Below are 13,515 nucleotides of genomic sequence, written 5' to 3'. Positions count from 1 at the left end.
TCGGTACCGCGTTATCGCGGATCGCCCGGTTCGGCACCCGCGTCCTCGAGCAGTTTGTCGACGAGCCGGGTGAACCGGTCGAGGAGCAGATCGGCGACCGACGGCCGCACCCGGGCGAGGAGCTTGCCAGTCCGTTCGGGGTTCGCGAGGTGAAGCGTCACCCGGTTGCGGTCGTCGTAGTGTTTCTCGACGAGGTCTTGTTCGACGAGGTGTGAGAGGTGCCACTCGAGAGTGCTACGAGCGATCTCGAGCGCGTCGGCGACCTCGCTCGGCCGTGCGGACTCGTGTTCGATCAGGTAGATGAGGACGTCGCGTGACGTTTCCCGGCGAAGCAATGCGAGTGCCCGACGATCCCAGACGTCGTACTCGTCGGTGTAGTAGTGTGTCCGACCGTAGAGCTCCTCGGAGACGATCTCCTCGGAACGTAACAGTCGTCGGACGTGATACTGCGTCTGACCCGCCGCGAGGTCGAGTTCGCGGACGAGTTCGTTGAAGTGAATGCCGGGGTCGGCACGGACGCGCTGTCGGATACGGTGTCGTACGTCGGTCATGTGTTCGTAATCTTCGTGTCGTGTCCTCTCGAGTGGAATGCGATCCGGCTGCAGGGGTCGGCGATGTCGGCGGTCCGGGTCCGGAGTGTTCTCGTTACTACGTGGTAGAGGTCTCCTCTTCAATGTGTGTGTTGGCCATTACTGCCCACCGGGAACGACCCATCGATTTATCACGCGCCAACGGCTACGGAGGTGATATCGCTTCCGGTCGACGTCAGCCAGGCTGTGACGGGCTCGGGCGGAGACTTCGACTCGAGAACCACAATACACACCACAACACGACCGGTAGAACGACTATGATCGAAACGGTTTGCTCCGTCGCGATGGGGTGGTCCGAGGTCCGGTACTCGCCGGTGCTCATCGGGACGATCGCACTGGCCGGACTCGGAACGACGATTCTGTTCCTGCTCGGTGCCGTCGCGTACTACCGGCGACGGTCGCTGTCGTATCTCCTCATCGCGGTCTCGATGGGGGCGCTGGCGGCGCGTTCGATCGTCGGATTCGGCACTGTCATGGGCGTCGTTCCCATGGGTGCACATCACTTGATCGAGCACGGACTCGACTTTCTCATCGCCGTATTGCTTCTTACAGCGATCACCACGAGCGGAACGGTTGGGGTAGGGGGAGACGGCGACGTTGACGAGCCCTGACGACCCTCCGCTCACACCCGGTTCGGACCTTGCGTGCTCGGCGTCGCGCGCTGGCCCAGCCGGGCGATGATGACAGCGGTTGCAACCACTGCCAGACCGAAGACGATCATGCTCACGAGGTAGGCGACGTTGACCGCGTCGGTATCGGGTATGATCGACGGCAGCCCGACGATGACGACCGCGGTGAGTACGAGCCAGACGACGCTCACTATCGCGACGAACCATCGCACGTCCGATCGATCCGCTGAACTCCGACTCATGACGTGTTCGTTTTGGAGTCGTTCCCGTTGGACGCTAAAAGTACTGGTTCGCGCCGATGCTACCGACCGCTGTCGGGACGCGGTTCGACGTGCGGTTCGGGCATGAGTTCGTCGAACGGCTGGGCGTCGAGCCACTCGAGTAAGGTCACGAGTCCGTCGGTCGCGGCCTCGAACAGCCGCTCGCCGATCTCGGGCGTCGCGTCGGTCTGATCACCGAGGACGCCGTTGTCGTTGATGTCGGCGGCGTCGTAAAACACCCGCGCGCCAGCGACGCTCGCTTCCGCCTCTTCCATCGCCGTGATTCCGCCGCTTCGGGCCTCCTCGAGGCGATCCTCGCGGACGAGTTCGCGAGCGATGTGCATGATCATCGCCGTCTCCTTCGGGCCGCCGTGGGGACCCGGCGTCTCGAAGACCTCCTCGATCAGTTCGGGGATCGACTCGTTCCACATCCACTCGCAGGCGAAGGCGACCTCGTCGCTGTGCAGCCGCCGACCGACCTCCCGAAGGTGAGAGACGTTGCCGCCGTGGGCGTTGACGTAGACGATGCGGTCGATTCCGTGGTAGGTGAGGTTGCGCGAGAGGCTCTCGACGTAGTCTCTGAAGACCGGCGCGTCGACCCACATCGTCCCGTGAAACTGTCGATGATGAGGGCTGACGCCGACGGTCACCGGCGGGGTACAGAGATGACCCGTCCGCTCGGTCGCAGCGCGCGCGAGTTCCCGGGCGATCATGTAGTCCGTTCCCTCCGGCAGGTGTGGACCGTGCTGTTCGGTCGAGCCAAGCGGCACGACTGCGAGTGACTCCTCGGCGGTGTACTCGCCGAGATCCGGCCACGTCTCGTGAGGAAGGTACATGACACACTGATTCGACGCGGAGACCAAAACGTTGGCTCACGACGGCGTTCGACCGGAACCGTCGAGCGGCGTCGGCGTCCGGCATCGAAACGGGTACGTAGTCGGGGTGACAGACTCGAGATATTCCCATGTCTCACGCTGCACCGCCGGCGTCCGACGATCGAACGAGACGCGTCGGCGTCGTCGGTGCCGGGGTCACCGGCCTCGCGCTCACGCACTACCTCGCCGATCGCGGCGTCGACGTCGTGACCTTCGAGTCCGGGTCCGAACCCGGCGGGGTCGTCCGCTCGAGGGAGGTCGACGGCCGACTCCTCGAGTACGGCCCACAGCGAACGCGGCTCGTCCCGGCCGTCGAGGAGCTGGTCGAGCGGTTCGGACTCCGATCCGAACTGCTCGTGGCGAACGACGACCTCCCGCTTTACGTCTACGCCGACGGCCGGCTCCGGCGGGTGCCTCGATCCCTCGCGACGTTTCTCCGGACGGACTTGCTCTCCTGGCGCGGAAAGTGTCGCATTCTCGCCGAGCCGCTCACCGCGGCCGGTCGGCCGGACGAACGGGCCGCCTGCCTGTTCGCCCGCAAGTTCGGCCTCGAGGCCTATCGGAACGTGATCGAGCCGCTGTTTGGCGGGCTCTACGGCTCCGACCCGGCGGAGATGCCCGCCGAACACTCCCTGTCGCGGCTGCTCGAACTCGAGAGTCGAACGGGATCGCTCCTGCGGGCAGCTATCGATCGACTCGTCCGTGGCGACGAGACGCCTCCACCCGTCTCGTTCGTCTCCGGCATGCAGACGCTCCCGAACGCGCTGTACGAGGCCCATCGACCGTACGTTCACCTGCGTTCTCCGGTCACCTCGATCGAACACGCCGACGACGGCTACGTCCTCGCTGCGGGCGGACGAACCACGACCGTCGACGACGTCGTCGTGACAGCCCCCGCACCGGCGGCGGCGACGATCCTCGAGGGCCTCGAGGGAGCCTCCGTCGCGTCACTGCGGGAGCTTACGTACAACTCGCTCGTGCTCGTCTTCCTCGAGGCCGAGGCCAGCCTCGAGGGGTTCGGCTATCAGGTGCGACGCGACGAAGCGCTCACGACCCGTGGCGTCACCTTCAACGAGAGCCTGTTCGGGCGAGACGGCGTCTACACCGCCTTCATGGGTGGGATGTCCGATCCCGGTGCCGTCGACCGGTCCGACGACGAACTCGCGACGGTGGCTCGCCGGGAGTTTCGAACGGTAACCGGCGTCGACGCCGACGTCCTCGAGGTGACGACGCTGCCCGACGTGATCCCCGCGTTCGACACCTCGTGGGCGGCTCTCGAGGACGTCTCCCTACCCGAGGGGGTCACGATCGCGAGCAACTACACCGACCGAATCGGAATCCCGGGACGGCTCCGGCAGGCGCGACGGATCGCCGATCGCCTCGCCGAGGATCGGTGACCGGTCGCGCAACGCCCGGACGGGGATCTCACATCCACCGGCTATGATAAGCCTTAATATCTAAACGGCATCGAGTTATTACATGGCAGTTGTCAGCGTCTCGATGCCGGACGAGCTTCTCGAACGACTCGACCAGTTCGCCGACGACCACGGCTACACCGGCCGGAGCGAAGTCGTCAGGGAAGCGTCCCGGAACCTGCTCGGCGAGTTCGAGGACACCCGCCTCGAGGACCGCGAGCTGATGGGGATCGTCACCGTCCTGTTCGACTACGAGACCACGAGCGTCGAAGAGCGGATGATGCACCTGCGTCACGAACACGACGAACTCGTCGCCTCGAATTTCCACAGCCACGTCGGCGACCACTACTGCATGGAGCTTTTCGTCCTCGAGGGCGATCTCGAGGACATCTCGACGTTCGTCGGGAAGATCAGAGCGACCCAGGACGTGTTGACCGTCGACTACTCGGTAAACCCCGTCGACAGCTTCGATCCGATCTCCCAGGGCGAGTAACGCCGCTCAGTCGAGCTTGCCGTCGAGAAAACGCCCCATCAGCCGATCGAACGCCGCTTTGTACTCGAGGAAGGGGCCGTGTCGAGCACCGTGGAACAGCGCCAGCCGGGCGTCCGGGATCGCGGCGTGGGTCTCCCGGAGGATCGACTCGGGAAAGAAGAGGTCGTCGGTCCCGCCGACGACGAGCGTCGGGACGTCGACGTCACCGAGTCGATCGCGGCCGTCGAACGCGAGGACGGCGTCGATCGAGACGACGAGATCCCGCCGGTCGGCGGGATACGGCGGGCGAACCGTCCCGACCGCTCGCGAGAGCCAGGGGGCGATCGCCCGCCGCCAGCCGGTGAACGTCTCGCGGACGAGGTCGGTCTGTATCGCCGCGAGCTTGCCCTCGAGTGCGAGCTCACGGTGACGGCGAATTCGCGGGCGACAGTCGGGCGCGAGTCGGCTGCCGGCGACGACGACGGCGAGACGCGAGACGGAGTCGGAACGCTCGCGTGCGAGCTCTTGAGCGATTAACCCGCCCATCGAGACACCGACGACCGATGCAGGACCGACCTCCTCGAGGACGCGGCCGTACTCGCAGGCGAGCTCCCGGACCGACGTCCCCTCGTCGAGTCCGCGTGGTCGGCTTACCATGTAGATCGTAAACTCGTCACGGAACGCAGCGAGGGAGGTCCGGAACGCCCAGGCGACCGACCGGCTGTACTCGCCGTCGAACATCGCGTCGCCAATGCCGGGGACGACGAGCATCGTTCGTGGGCCGTCTCCGACCCGGACGTACGGAAACGTCTCGCACAGCCAGCCTCGGTCCGGTCGTGATCGTGGGATCGGTCGCATGGATACCGTTCGGCGACGGGTCGTCTCCGGGAGTCGGCTCGAGAGGCTCCACGTCGTACCCGTCGTTCTCGTCCCGGGTAAACGAGGGCGTAGTTTTACTATTTTCCGCCCGAAGGTCCGGACAGGATGTCGTACACGAAGGTCAACTACGAAGACGTTGAACAGGTCGGCAACGCGATGCACTTTCTGGGCGAGCCACTCGAGACCGAACAGGTCGGCGTGACGATCGCTCGCTGTGACCCGGGCTGGAACAGCCGGCCACACGACCACACCGACAACGACCACGAGGAAGTCTACGTCCTCATCGAAGGCCAGGCGACGGTCGTCGTCGACGGCGAGGACGTCGAAATGAAGACCGGCGACGCGGTGTGGATCTCCCCGGAGTCGACGCGACAGATCAAAAACGGCGACCGCGAGAGCGCGTTCGTCCTGGTTAGTGCGCCGAGTATCGGAAACGACGATCTCGAAGGTGACTGGCCGTTTACCGGGCTCACCGGCTAGAGTGACGTTTCCGACGCCGGATACTGCTATCAAAACGGGGACGATGTTCCGCAACATCGCGCGCGCGTGGTCGCTCGAGGTGACGGGCGAATCTCTCGAACCGCGTCGGTCCCGGTCGTCGGCATCCCAGGCGACGCTCACCTGTCTACGTCTTTGAACGCGCCGACGAAGTCGTCGTGACCGGACAGACTCGAGACGGTGGCGTCGACTCGCTTCTCGAGTCTGTCGACTCGTTCACACAGTCGCTCGTACTCCTCGTTGTCCGCGAGTTCCCGATCCGACTTTTCTGCCTCCAGGACGGCTTTCTTCGAGACGAGCGAGTAGTACTCCTGGATGTCGGACTCGTACGCCGATCGCTCGAGGGCTCTCGCGGTCACCTCAAGGAGATCGTCCTTCGAAACCGGCTTGACGACGTAGTCGTCGAACCCCATCTCGATGATGTCGAAGTCGGGATCGACCGCCGTCACCATGACGACGCGACAGTCGTATCCCGTCTCGCGGATTCGTTCGAGGACCTCGTCGCCGGACAGCCCCGGCATCCGCCGATCGAGCAGGACGACTTCGACCGAGTCGGACAGCTTCTCGAGTGCCTGCTCGCCGTCGTAAGCGGCCGCCGCGGACCACTCCGTCCCGATCCACGTCACGAACAGGTCTGCGAGACGGGACTCGTCGTCGACGACGAGCACCTCCGGACGTTCACTCATAGAATATCCCCTCCGGTCTCTGCATCCATTGACTCCACGGCCGACGGGTTTGTCGTACTATGTGATAAATATGGTGACGATCGGAAACGACCATCGGATACTTGTCACTGTCCATTTCCATTCGAAAACCGTTCGTCACATTCTCACTTCGAACGTGGACTCGCTTCCGACGGACGAGCACAGGAGTCTTTCGGTGGTCGTCACTCCCCCTGGAAGTTCGGCTCTCCGTCGCCCATGAACGCGGTGATCCCCTCCATGAGGTCGTCGGTCGCCATCAGGTGGCCAAAGGCCGTCGCCTCGAGTTCGAGCCCGGCGTCGGTGTCGTCGCGACCGGCACGCATCGCCCGTTTGGTAAACCGATGTGCGAGCGGCGGACCGGCCGCGAGTTCGCGGGCGAGTTCGAGTGCGGCCGCCTCGAGTTCCCCGCTCTCGACGACCTCGTTGACGAAGCCGTACTCGGCCATCGTCTCGGCGTCGTAGCGGTCGGCGGTGAGGATGATCTCTTTCGCACGGCCCTCGCCGACGACGTGTTTCAGCCGCTGGGTACCGCCCCAGCCAGGAACGAGCCCGAGTTCGAGTTCCGGCTGGCCGAACTCGGAGCGGTCGCTCGCGATCCGCAGGTCCGCACAGGTCGCCAGTTCCATCCCGCCGCCGAGACAGTAGCCGTCGATACCCGCGACGACCGGGAGGTCGGCTGACTCGAGCGTGCCAAGCGCCCGCTGGCCGGTCCGGGAGAGTTCGACGCCCTCGAGCGGGTCGGCACCGCCTGCGGCCATGCTCTGGACGTCCGCACCCGCCGAAAACGCCCTGTCGCCCGCGCCAGTCACCAGGATCGCACGCACCTCCTCGTCGTCCTCGAGGCGGTCGACCGCCTCGGGGAGTTCCTCGAGCAGCGTCGTACTGATGGTGTTCATCCGGTGGGGTCGGTCGAGCACGACGTGACCGACCATGTCGCCGGGGTACTCGATTCGAAGCGTCTCGAAGTCGACAGCCGCGCCCTCGTTCTTTCTATCGCTCTCGCGTTCGGTCCGGAACCCGCCCGCCTCGGCTCGCTCTCGCAAGTAGTCGGCGGGTTCGTATCGCTCGTGGCCGGTCTCCTCGGCGGCGTCCTCGAGCGTCCCGAGTGCGTTCTCGAGACCGTAGTCGTCGGCCATCGCCACGGGGCCGTCGGGGAAGCCGGCACCGAGCTGGGTCGCCTCGTCGATCGCATCCGGCGTCGCGACGTCGCCGCCGATAAGTTTCGCGGCCTCGTTTGCCATCGTCGCCAGCAACCGGTCGCGAACGAGTTCCGAGCCCGCGTCGGTGGGAATCTCTGCGCCGGGGCCGTCCTCGTAGTCGTAGATTCCTCTGCCAGTCTTCTTTCCCAGTTCCTCGGCCTCGACTTTCGTCTCGAGCAGTGGACAGGGCTCGTAGGCCGGTCCGAGTTCTTCGTGCATGTACTCGAGGACGTGGTAGCCGACGTCGATGCCGACCTGGTCGGCGAGTTCGAACGAGCCCATCGGCAGCCCGATGTCGAACTTCGTCGTAGAATCGACCGCCTCGACCGTCGCCGCCTCCTCGTGAACGAGCCAGGCCGCCTCGTTCATCAGCGGGACGAGAATCCGGTTGACGATGAACCCGGGTTCGTCCTCGTGAACCCGGACCGGCGTCTTGTCCATCGACTCGGCGAGTGCTGCGACGGTCTCTACGACCGCCTCGTCGGTCTCGTCGCCCGTGATAACCTCGACGAGATCCATCCGCACTGGCGGGTTGAAAAAGTGCATTCCACAGAATCGCTCGGGTCGATCGGTGAACGCCGCGAGGTCGGTGATCGAGAGACTCGAGGTGTTCGTCGCGAAGATCGCCTCCTCGGGGGCGTACTCGGAGACGTCCTCCCAGACGTTGCGTTTGATCTCGACGGTCTCCGGGACCGCCTCGATGACGACGTCTGCGTTTTCGACCCCGGTCTCGAGGTCGACGACCGGCGAGATCCGCTCGCGGGCGGCGGTCGCCTCGCCGTCTGCGATTCGGCCGTTCTCGACCAGCTTGTCGAGTGACCACTCGATCTGCTCGTAGCCGTCCTGAACGAGATTCTCGTCGATGTCTCGCATGGTCACCTCGTATCCGGAAAGTGCGGCGACCTCCGTAATACCGTGTCCCATGTTCCCTGCGCCCAGAACTGCGATGACGTTGATATCCTCGATATCCATGCGGGGGTATGCTATGGGGACGCGTTTGAACGTTTCCCTCGGACGAAAAAGAAACTCCGTTTGAGTTCATGTCCGGTTACGAACGCCTTTATCGCACACTGACGAACGTCGACTATGGACTTCGAACTGACCGACGAACAACGTCAGATCCGCGAGGAGGTACGCCGGTTCGCGGAAAACGAGATCGAACCCCACGCCCGGGAGTACGACGTCACAGAGGAGTATCCCGAGGAGATCGTCGAGGCGGCGGCCGAGATGGGGCTTACGGGACCGTACATCCCGATGGAGTACGGTGGAGCGGGCTACTCGATCCTCGATACCTCGATCGTCGTCGAGGAACTGTTTGCCGTCGATCCCGGCATCGCGCTGTCGATCGTCGCCGCCTCCTTCGGCTGTGAGGCGATCCTCGAGTTCGGCACCGAAGAACAGAAAGAGCGATTCTTAGAGCCCGTTGCCCGCGGCGAGAAGATCTCGGGTGCGGCAATCAGTGAACCCGACACCGGCTCTGACGTCTCCTCGGTCTCGACCCGGGCGGAGAAACCCGAGGCACAGAGTGCCTCGGAGCGAAGCGGCGCAGCCGCGGAGCAAGACGGCGACGAGTGGGTGATAAACGGCACCAAGATGTGGATCACCAACGGTACCGTCGGGGACTTCTTCGTCGTCCTCTGTGAGACCGATCCCGACGCCCCTGGGCGGTACAACGGATTCTCCCAGTTCGTCGTCGAGGCAGACCGGGAGGGATTCTCGGCCGAGAAGATCACCGGCAAGCTCGGGATTCGCGCCTCCGACACTGCCGAACTCGTCTTCGACGACGTCCGCGTCCCCGAGGACAACCTCGTCGGGACGAAAGACGCCGCGTTCATGCAACAGATGCACTTTTTCGATCAGACCCGCGTCGCCGTCGCCGCACAGGGCGTCGGCATCGCGAAAGGGGCCTGTGAGGCCGCACTGGAGTACGCCACAGAGCGCGAACAGTTCGGCCAGCCCATCTCCGAGTTCCAGGCGATCCAGCACAAGCTCGCGGACATGCACACCCGGACCGAAGCCGCCCGTACGCTGACGTACAAAGCCTCCTGGAAGGTCGACCAGGGCGAGGACATCACGAAACTCGCCTCGATGGCGAAGGAGTTCGCCTCCCGGGTCGCGACCGACGTCGCCGACGAGGCCGTCCAGATCCACGGCGGGGCCGGCTACGTCAATGACTTCCCCGTCGAGCGACTCTATCGCGACGCGAAGATCACCCAGATCTACGAGGGAACGACCGAGATCCAGAAGAACATCATCGCCCGCGAACTGCTCGGAAAGGGATTCTAGCGTTGCTCCTGTCCGGCGTCGTCGGGTTCGCCGTCTCGATCCGGTCGGGGTCCGGTCGAAGTCCCCGAGACGCTGTCGATGTCGTCCGGCTGCGTTCTCGCGTCTTCGCCTTCTTTGATCGCCTGTGCTTCCTGTTCCATCGCTTCGACGTCGAGGGTCGCCTCTTCGTCGATCTCGCCGATGATCTCGGCGATGTCGTCCAGACCGATCAACTCGCGGGTCTCCTCGTCGAACTCGAGACTCTCGAGTTGTGCGCCGTCTTCTTCGACGTCGCTGCCGGTGAGGTGTTTGCCGTAGCGTCCGAGCATCGACGACAGCTCCTGGGGCAGGACGAACGTCGTCGACTCGCCTTTACCGATCCCCTCGAGCGTCTCCATTCCCTTGTCGATGACGGCGCGTTCGCCCATCGACTCGGCCGACCGGGCCTTGAGGACGGTCGAGATCGAATCACCCTGCGCTTCTAAGATCTGGCTTTGCTTTTCACCTTGGGCGCGGATAATGTTCGACTGTTTGTCACCCTCGGCTTTCTCGATTTCGCTGCGTCGTTCACCCTGGGCCTCGAGGATCATCGCCCGACGGCGACGTTCGGCGGCGGTCTGTTGCTCCATCGCCCCCTTGACGTCCTGGGACGGCGTCACCTCCCGAACCTCGACCGACTCGACGCGGATCCCCCACTCGTCTGTGGGTTCGTCGAGCTCCGTCCGGATGCGTTCGTTGATCGACTCGCGTTTGCTCAAGGTGTCGTCGAGTTCCATGTCGCCGATTACGGCACGCAGCGTCGTCTGGGCGAGGTTCGAGACGGCACGTTTGTAGTCGTCGACCTCGAGAAACGCCCGTTTGGCGTCCATGACCCTGATGTAGACGACGGCGTCGGCGGTCACCGGTGAGTTGTCCCGCGTGATCGCCTCCTGTGAGGGGACGTCGATCGTCTGAGTCCGCATGTCGAACGTGTAGACGCGCGAGACGAACGGCGGGACGATGTTCAGCCCCGGCTCGAGCAGTTTCCGATACTCGCCGAGGACGGTGAGCGCGCCCCTGTCGTAAGCGTCGACGATCTCGACCATCGACCAGACGGTGACGATCGCGACGACGAGCACGAGCGCTCCGACGGTCAGTGTGACGTCGCCGACTTGCAGGGGGATCGAGACGAGTAGGTGCATCACTCATACGACGGTCTAGAGCCGAATAACGCTTGGCCCAAACATCGTCACACGAACGTCACGCGGCGCTCGTCGATCGGATACCGACGACGGACGGTATCGTCGCTTTCGTTCTCGGTTTGTTATATAGCGATGCGTCGTCGGGGATGAGTGGTGAAATGGTGGATGCGAATTGGGAGCCGGGGGACTCTCGAAATCGGATCCCGATGCTATTACTATCTCCGAAAAGAGTGGGGCGGCGGGGGAAACTTAATTTATCAATCTGCGAAGATAGAGTCTAAGATAGAGCAATATCGGTAATCTTAATAGGAAATACTCTTTTCGATACCTTATGACATGGTCCAACCAAGACTGGTGGCCGAACCTGTTGAGAGTAGACATTCTCGACGATAACGCCCTTGATGCCAGCCCGTACGGCGATGACTTCGACTACGCAGCGGAGTTCCAAAAACTCGACCTCGAGGAGGTGAAGTCGGACATCGAAGAGGTGATGACGAGCTCCCAGGAGTGGTGGCCGGCCGACTACGGTCACTACGGACCGCTTTTCATCCGGATGGCCTGGCACAGCGCCGGGACGTACCGAACCGCTGACGGTCGTGCTGGGGCCTCAGGTGGCCTCCAGCGTCTCCCGCCAGAAAGCAGCTGGCCGGACAACGTAAACCTCGACAAGGCCCGTCGCCTGCTCGAGCCGGTCAAACAAAAGTACGGTCGCAGGCTCTCGTGGGGCGACCTGATCGTCCTCGCGGGCAACGTCGCCCTCGAGTCGATGGGCTTCGAGACGTACGGGTTCGCTGGCGGCCGCGAAGACGCGTACAAGTCCAACGAAGCCATCGAGTGGGGTCCCGAAGAGGAGTGGGAAACGACCTCGCCCGAGCGCTACGAAGATGGGGAGGTGGGCAACCTCAAGGACCCGCTCGCGAACACTGTCATGGGACTCATCTACGTGAATCCCGAGGGACCAAACGGCGAACCGGACGTCGAAGGGTCCGCGAAGAACATCCGAGAGGAGTTCGAACGCATGGCGATGAACGACGAGGAGACGGTCGCGCTCATCGCCGGCGGCCACACGTTCGGGAAGGTCCACGGCGCTGACAATCCTGACGAGCACCAGGGCCCCGAACCCGAGGCGGCACCCATCGAGGAGCAGGGTCTGGGCTGGGATCACGAGTTCGGCGACATCGGCGGGATGATCTCGAGCGGTATCGAAGGTCCCTGGAACGCCACGCCGACCCAGTGGGATACGGGCTACGTCGACAACTTACTCGAGCACGATTGGGTCTCGGTCAAAGGCCCCGGCGGTGCGTGGCAGTGGCATCCGGCCGACGAGGACGGCGTCGAGTTCGCACCGGGCGCACAGGATCCCGAGGAGACGGAAAAGCCGATGATGCTGACGACGGACGTCGCTCTGAAACACGACCCCGACTACCGGGAGATCCTCGAGCGCTTCCAGGAGAACCCCGACGAGTTCCAGGAGGCCTTCGCGAAGGCGTGGTACAAGCTTATCCACCGCGACATGGGCCCGCCGGAACGGTTCCTCGGCCCGGAGGTCCCCGACGAGACGATGATCTGGCAGGACCCGATCCCGGACGTCGACCACGAGCTGATCGGCGACGAGGAGATCGCCGACCTCAAAGCGGAAATCCTCGAGTCGGACCTCGCGACTGCCCAGCTCGTCAAAACCGCCTGGGCGTCGGCGTCGACCTACCGCGACAGCGACAAGCGCGGTGGCGCGAACGGGGCGCGCATCCGTCTCGAACCACAGAAGAGTTGGGAAGCGAACGAGCCCGACAAGCTGGAGACGGTCCTTTCGACCTACGAGGAGATCCAGGCAGACTTCAACAGTGCCCGTTCCGACGACGTGCGGGTCTCGCTCGCCGACCTGATCGTCCTGGGTGGCAACGCGGCCGTCGAACAGGCGGCGGCAGACGCTGGCTACGACGTGGAAGTACCGTTCGAACCGGGCCGCACGGACGCTTCTCAAGAGCAGACTGACACCGAGTCCTTCGAGGTGCTCGAGCCGAAGGCCGACGGCTTCCGGAACTACCTCGGCGGCGATTACGACGACTTGTACGACTCGCCCGAGGAGCGACTGGTGGACCATGCGCACCTGCTGACCCTGTCGGTGCCCGAGATGACGGTACTGGTTGGTGGCATGCGTGCGCTGGGTGCGACCTACGGAGAGTCCGATCGGGGTGTCTTCACCGACGAGCCGGGCACCCTGACAAACGATTTCTTCGTGAACCTGCTCGACATGGACTACGAGTGGGAGCCAGTCGACGAGGAGAAGGAAGTCTTCGAGATCCGCGACCGCGAAACCGACGACGTCGAGTGGGAAGCCACTCGCTTTGACCTCATCTTCGGCTCGAACGCCCGGCTTCGCACCCTCGCAGATGCCTACGGCGCTGCTGACGGCGAGGAAGAGTTCGTCCATGACTTCGTGGATGCCTGGAGCAAGGTGATGACGCTCGATCGCTTCGACCTCGAGTGATCTCGAAAGGGATAGACGTGCCGTAACAGATTACCGGTCTTTCCGGCTCCAGAATCGGCG

General features: G+C 63.8%; 13 protein-coding genes. 6 read left to right on the top strand and 7 right to left on the bottom strand.

Annotation, left to right across the window (positions count from 1 at the left end; all coding sequences use genetic code 11):
• Positions 1 to 11 precede the first annotated feature (11 nt).
• On the bottom strand, positions 12 to 551 hold the full coding sequence (locus QQ977_RS00535) for a winged helix-turn-helix transcriptional regulator (RefSeq protein WP_285926892.1): 540 nt from the start codon (positions 549 to 551) through the stop codon (positions 12 to 14).
• A gap of 323 nt (positions 552 to 874) precedes the next feature.
• On the opposite strand from QQ977_RS00535, the gene QQ977_RS00530 reads away from it, so the two are divergent.
• On the top strand, positions 875 to 1,201 hold the full coding sequence (locus tag QQ977_RS00530) for a DUF7471 family protein (RefSeq protein WP_285926891.1): 327 nt from the start codon (positions 875 to 877) through the stop codon (positions 1,199 to 1,201).
• Positions 1,202 to 1,212: 11 nt separating this feature from the next.
• Here QQ977_RS00530 and QQ977_RS00525 read toward each other — a convergent pair whose 3' ends face one another.
• Together QQ977_RS00525 and QQ977_RS00520 are read right to left on the bottom strand one after the other, a co-directional pair.
• Complete coding sequence (locus tag QQ977_RS00525; RefSeq protein ID WP_285926890.1) at positions 1,213 to 1,461, bottom strand: hypothetical protein; 249 nt, start codon at positions 1,459 to 1,461, stop codon at positions 1,213 to 1,215.
• 59 nt (positions 1,462 to 1,520) lie between these two features.
• A complete protein-coding gene (locus QQ977_RS00520) occupies positions 1,521 to 2,315 on the bottom strand; it encodes a creatininase family protein (RefSeq protein WP_285926889.1) in 795 nt (264 codons plus the stop codon).
• 128 nt (positions 2,316 to 2,443) lie between these two features.
• Here QQ977_RS00520 and hemG point away from each other — a divergent pair, with 128 nt between their 5' ends.
• Together hemG and nikR are read left to right on the top strand one after the other, a co-directional pair.
• Complete coding sequence (gene hemG / locus QQ977_RS00515; protein ID WP_285926888.1) at positions 2,444 to 3,751, top strand: protoporphyrinogen oxidase; 1,308 nt, start codon at positions 2,444 to 2,446, stop codon at positions 3,749 to 3,751.
• 82 nt (positions 3,752 to 3,833) lie between these two features.
• Positions 3,834 to 4,262, top strand: a complete 429-nt coding sequence (gene nikR, locus QQ977_RS00510) for a nickel-responsive transcriptional regulator NikR (protein ID WP_285926887.1) — start codon at positions 3,834 to 3,836, stop codon at positions 4,260 to 4,262.
• A gap of 6 nt (positions 4,263 to 4,268) precedes the next feature.
• On the opposite strand, the gene QQ977_RS00505 is transcribed toward nikR, so the two are convergent.
• Positions 4,269 to 5,099 (bottom strand): alpha/beta fold hydrolase, encoded by an 831-nt coding sequence (locus QQ977_RS00505; protein WP_285926886.1) that lies wholly within the window; start codon positions 5,097 to 5,099, stop codon positions 4,269 to 4,271.
• A gap of 126 nt (positions 5,100 to 5,225) precedes the next feature.
• On the opposite strand from QQ977_RS00505, the gene QQ977_RS00500 reads away from it, so the two are divergent.
• Positions 5,226 to 5,600, top strand: a complete 375-nt coding sequence (locus QQ977_RS00500; RefSeq protein WP_285926884.1) for a cupin domain-containing protein — start codon at positions 5,226 to 5,228, stop codon at positions 5,598 to 5,600.
• Positions 5,601 to 5,737: 137 nt separating this feature from the next.
• Here QQ977_RS00500 and QQ977_RS00495 read toward each other — a convergent pair whose 3' ends face one another.
• The gene (locus QQ977_RS00495) at positions 5,738 to 6,304 is read right to left on the bottom strand and encodes a HalX domain-containing protein (protein ID WP_285926883.1); all 567 of its coding nucleotides are present in this window, start codon (positions 6,302 to 6,304) and stop codon (positions 5,738 to 5,740) included.
• 200 nt (positions 6,305 to 6,504) lie between these two features.
• Entirely contained in the window at positions 6,505 to 8,493 is a 1,989-nt protein-coding gene (locus QQ977_RS00490; RefSeq protein ID WP_285926882.1) for a 3-hydroxyacyl-CoA dehydrogenase/enoyl-CoA hydratase family protein, read from the bottom strand.
• A gap of 114 nt (positions 8,494 to 8,607) precedes the next feature.
• On the opposite strand from QQ977_RS00490, the gene QQ977_RS00485 reads away from it, so the two are divergent.
• Entirely contained in the window at positions 8,608 to 9,807 is a 1,200-nt protein-coding gene (locus tag QQ977_RS00485; protein WP_285926881.1) for an acyl-CoA dehydrogenase family protein, read from the top strand.
• Here the strand turns inward: QQ977_RS00485 and QQ977_RS00480 are convergent.
• Positions 9,804 to 10,967 (bottom strand): SPFH domain-containing protein, encoded by a 1,164-nt coding sequence (locus tag QQ977_RS00480; RefSeq protein WP_285926880.1) that lies wholly within the window; start codon positions 10,965 to 10,967, stop codon positions 9,804 to 9,806. The two genes, QQ977_RS00485 and QQ977_RS00480, sit on opposite strands and share 4 nt — an antisense overlap.
• Positions 10,968 to 11,298: 331 nt before the next feature.
• On the opposite strand from QQ977_RS00480, the gene katG reads away from it, so the two are divergent.
• A complete protein-coding gene (gene katG / locus QQ977_RS00475; RefSeq protein WP_285926879.1) occupies positions 11,299 to 13,455 on the top strand; it encodes a catalase/peroxidase HPI in 2,157 nt (718 codons plus the stop codon).
• Positions 13,456 to 13,515: the final 60 nt, after the last annotated feature.

The sequence above is a fragment of the Natrialbaceae archaeon AArc-T1-2 genome (genome assembly GCF_030273315.1).
In the GTDB taxonomy this organism is placed as follows: domain Archaea; phylum Halobacteriota; class Halobacteria; order Halobacteriales; family Natrialbaceae; genus Tc-Br11-E2g1.
Note: the sequence above shows the minus strand (reverse complement) of the source record. Positions and strands in the feature narration are given on the sequence as shown.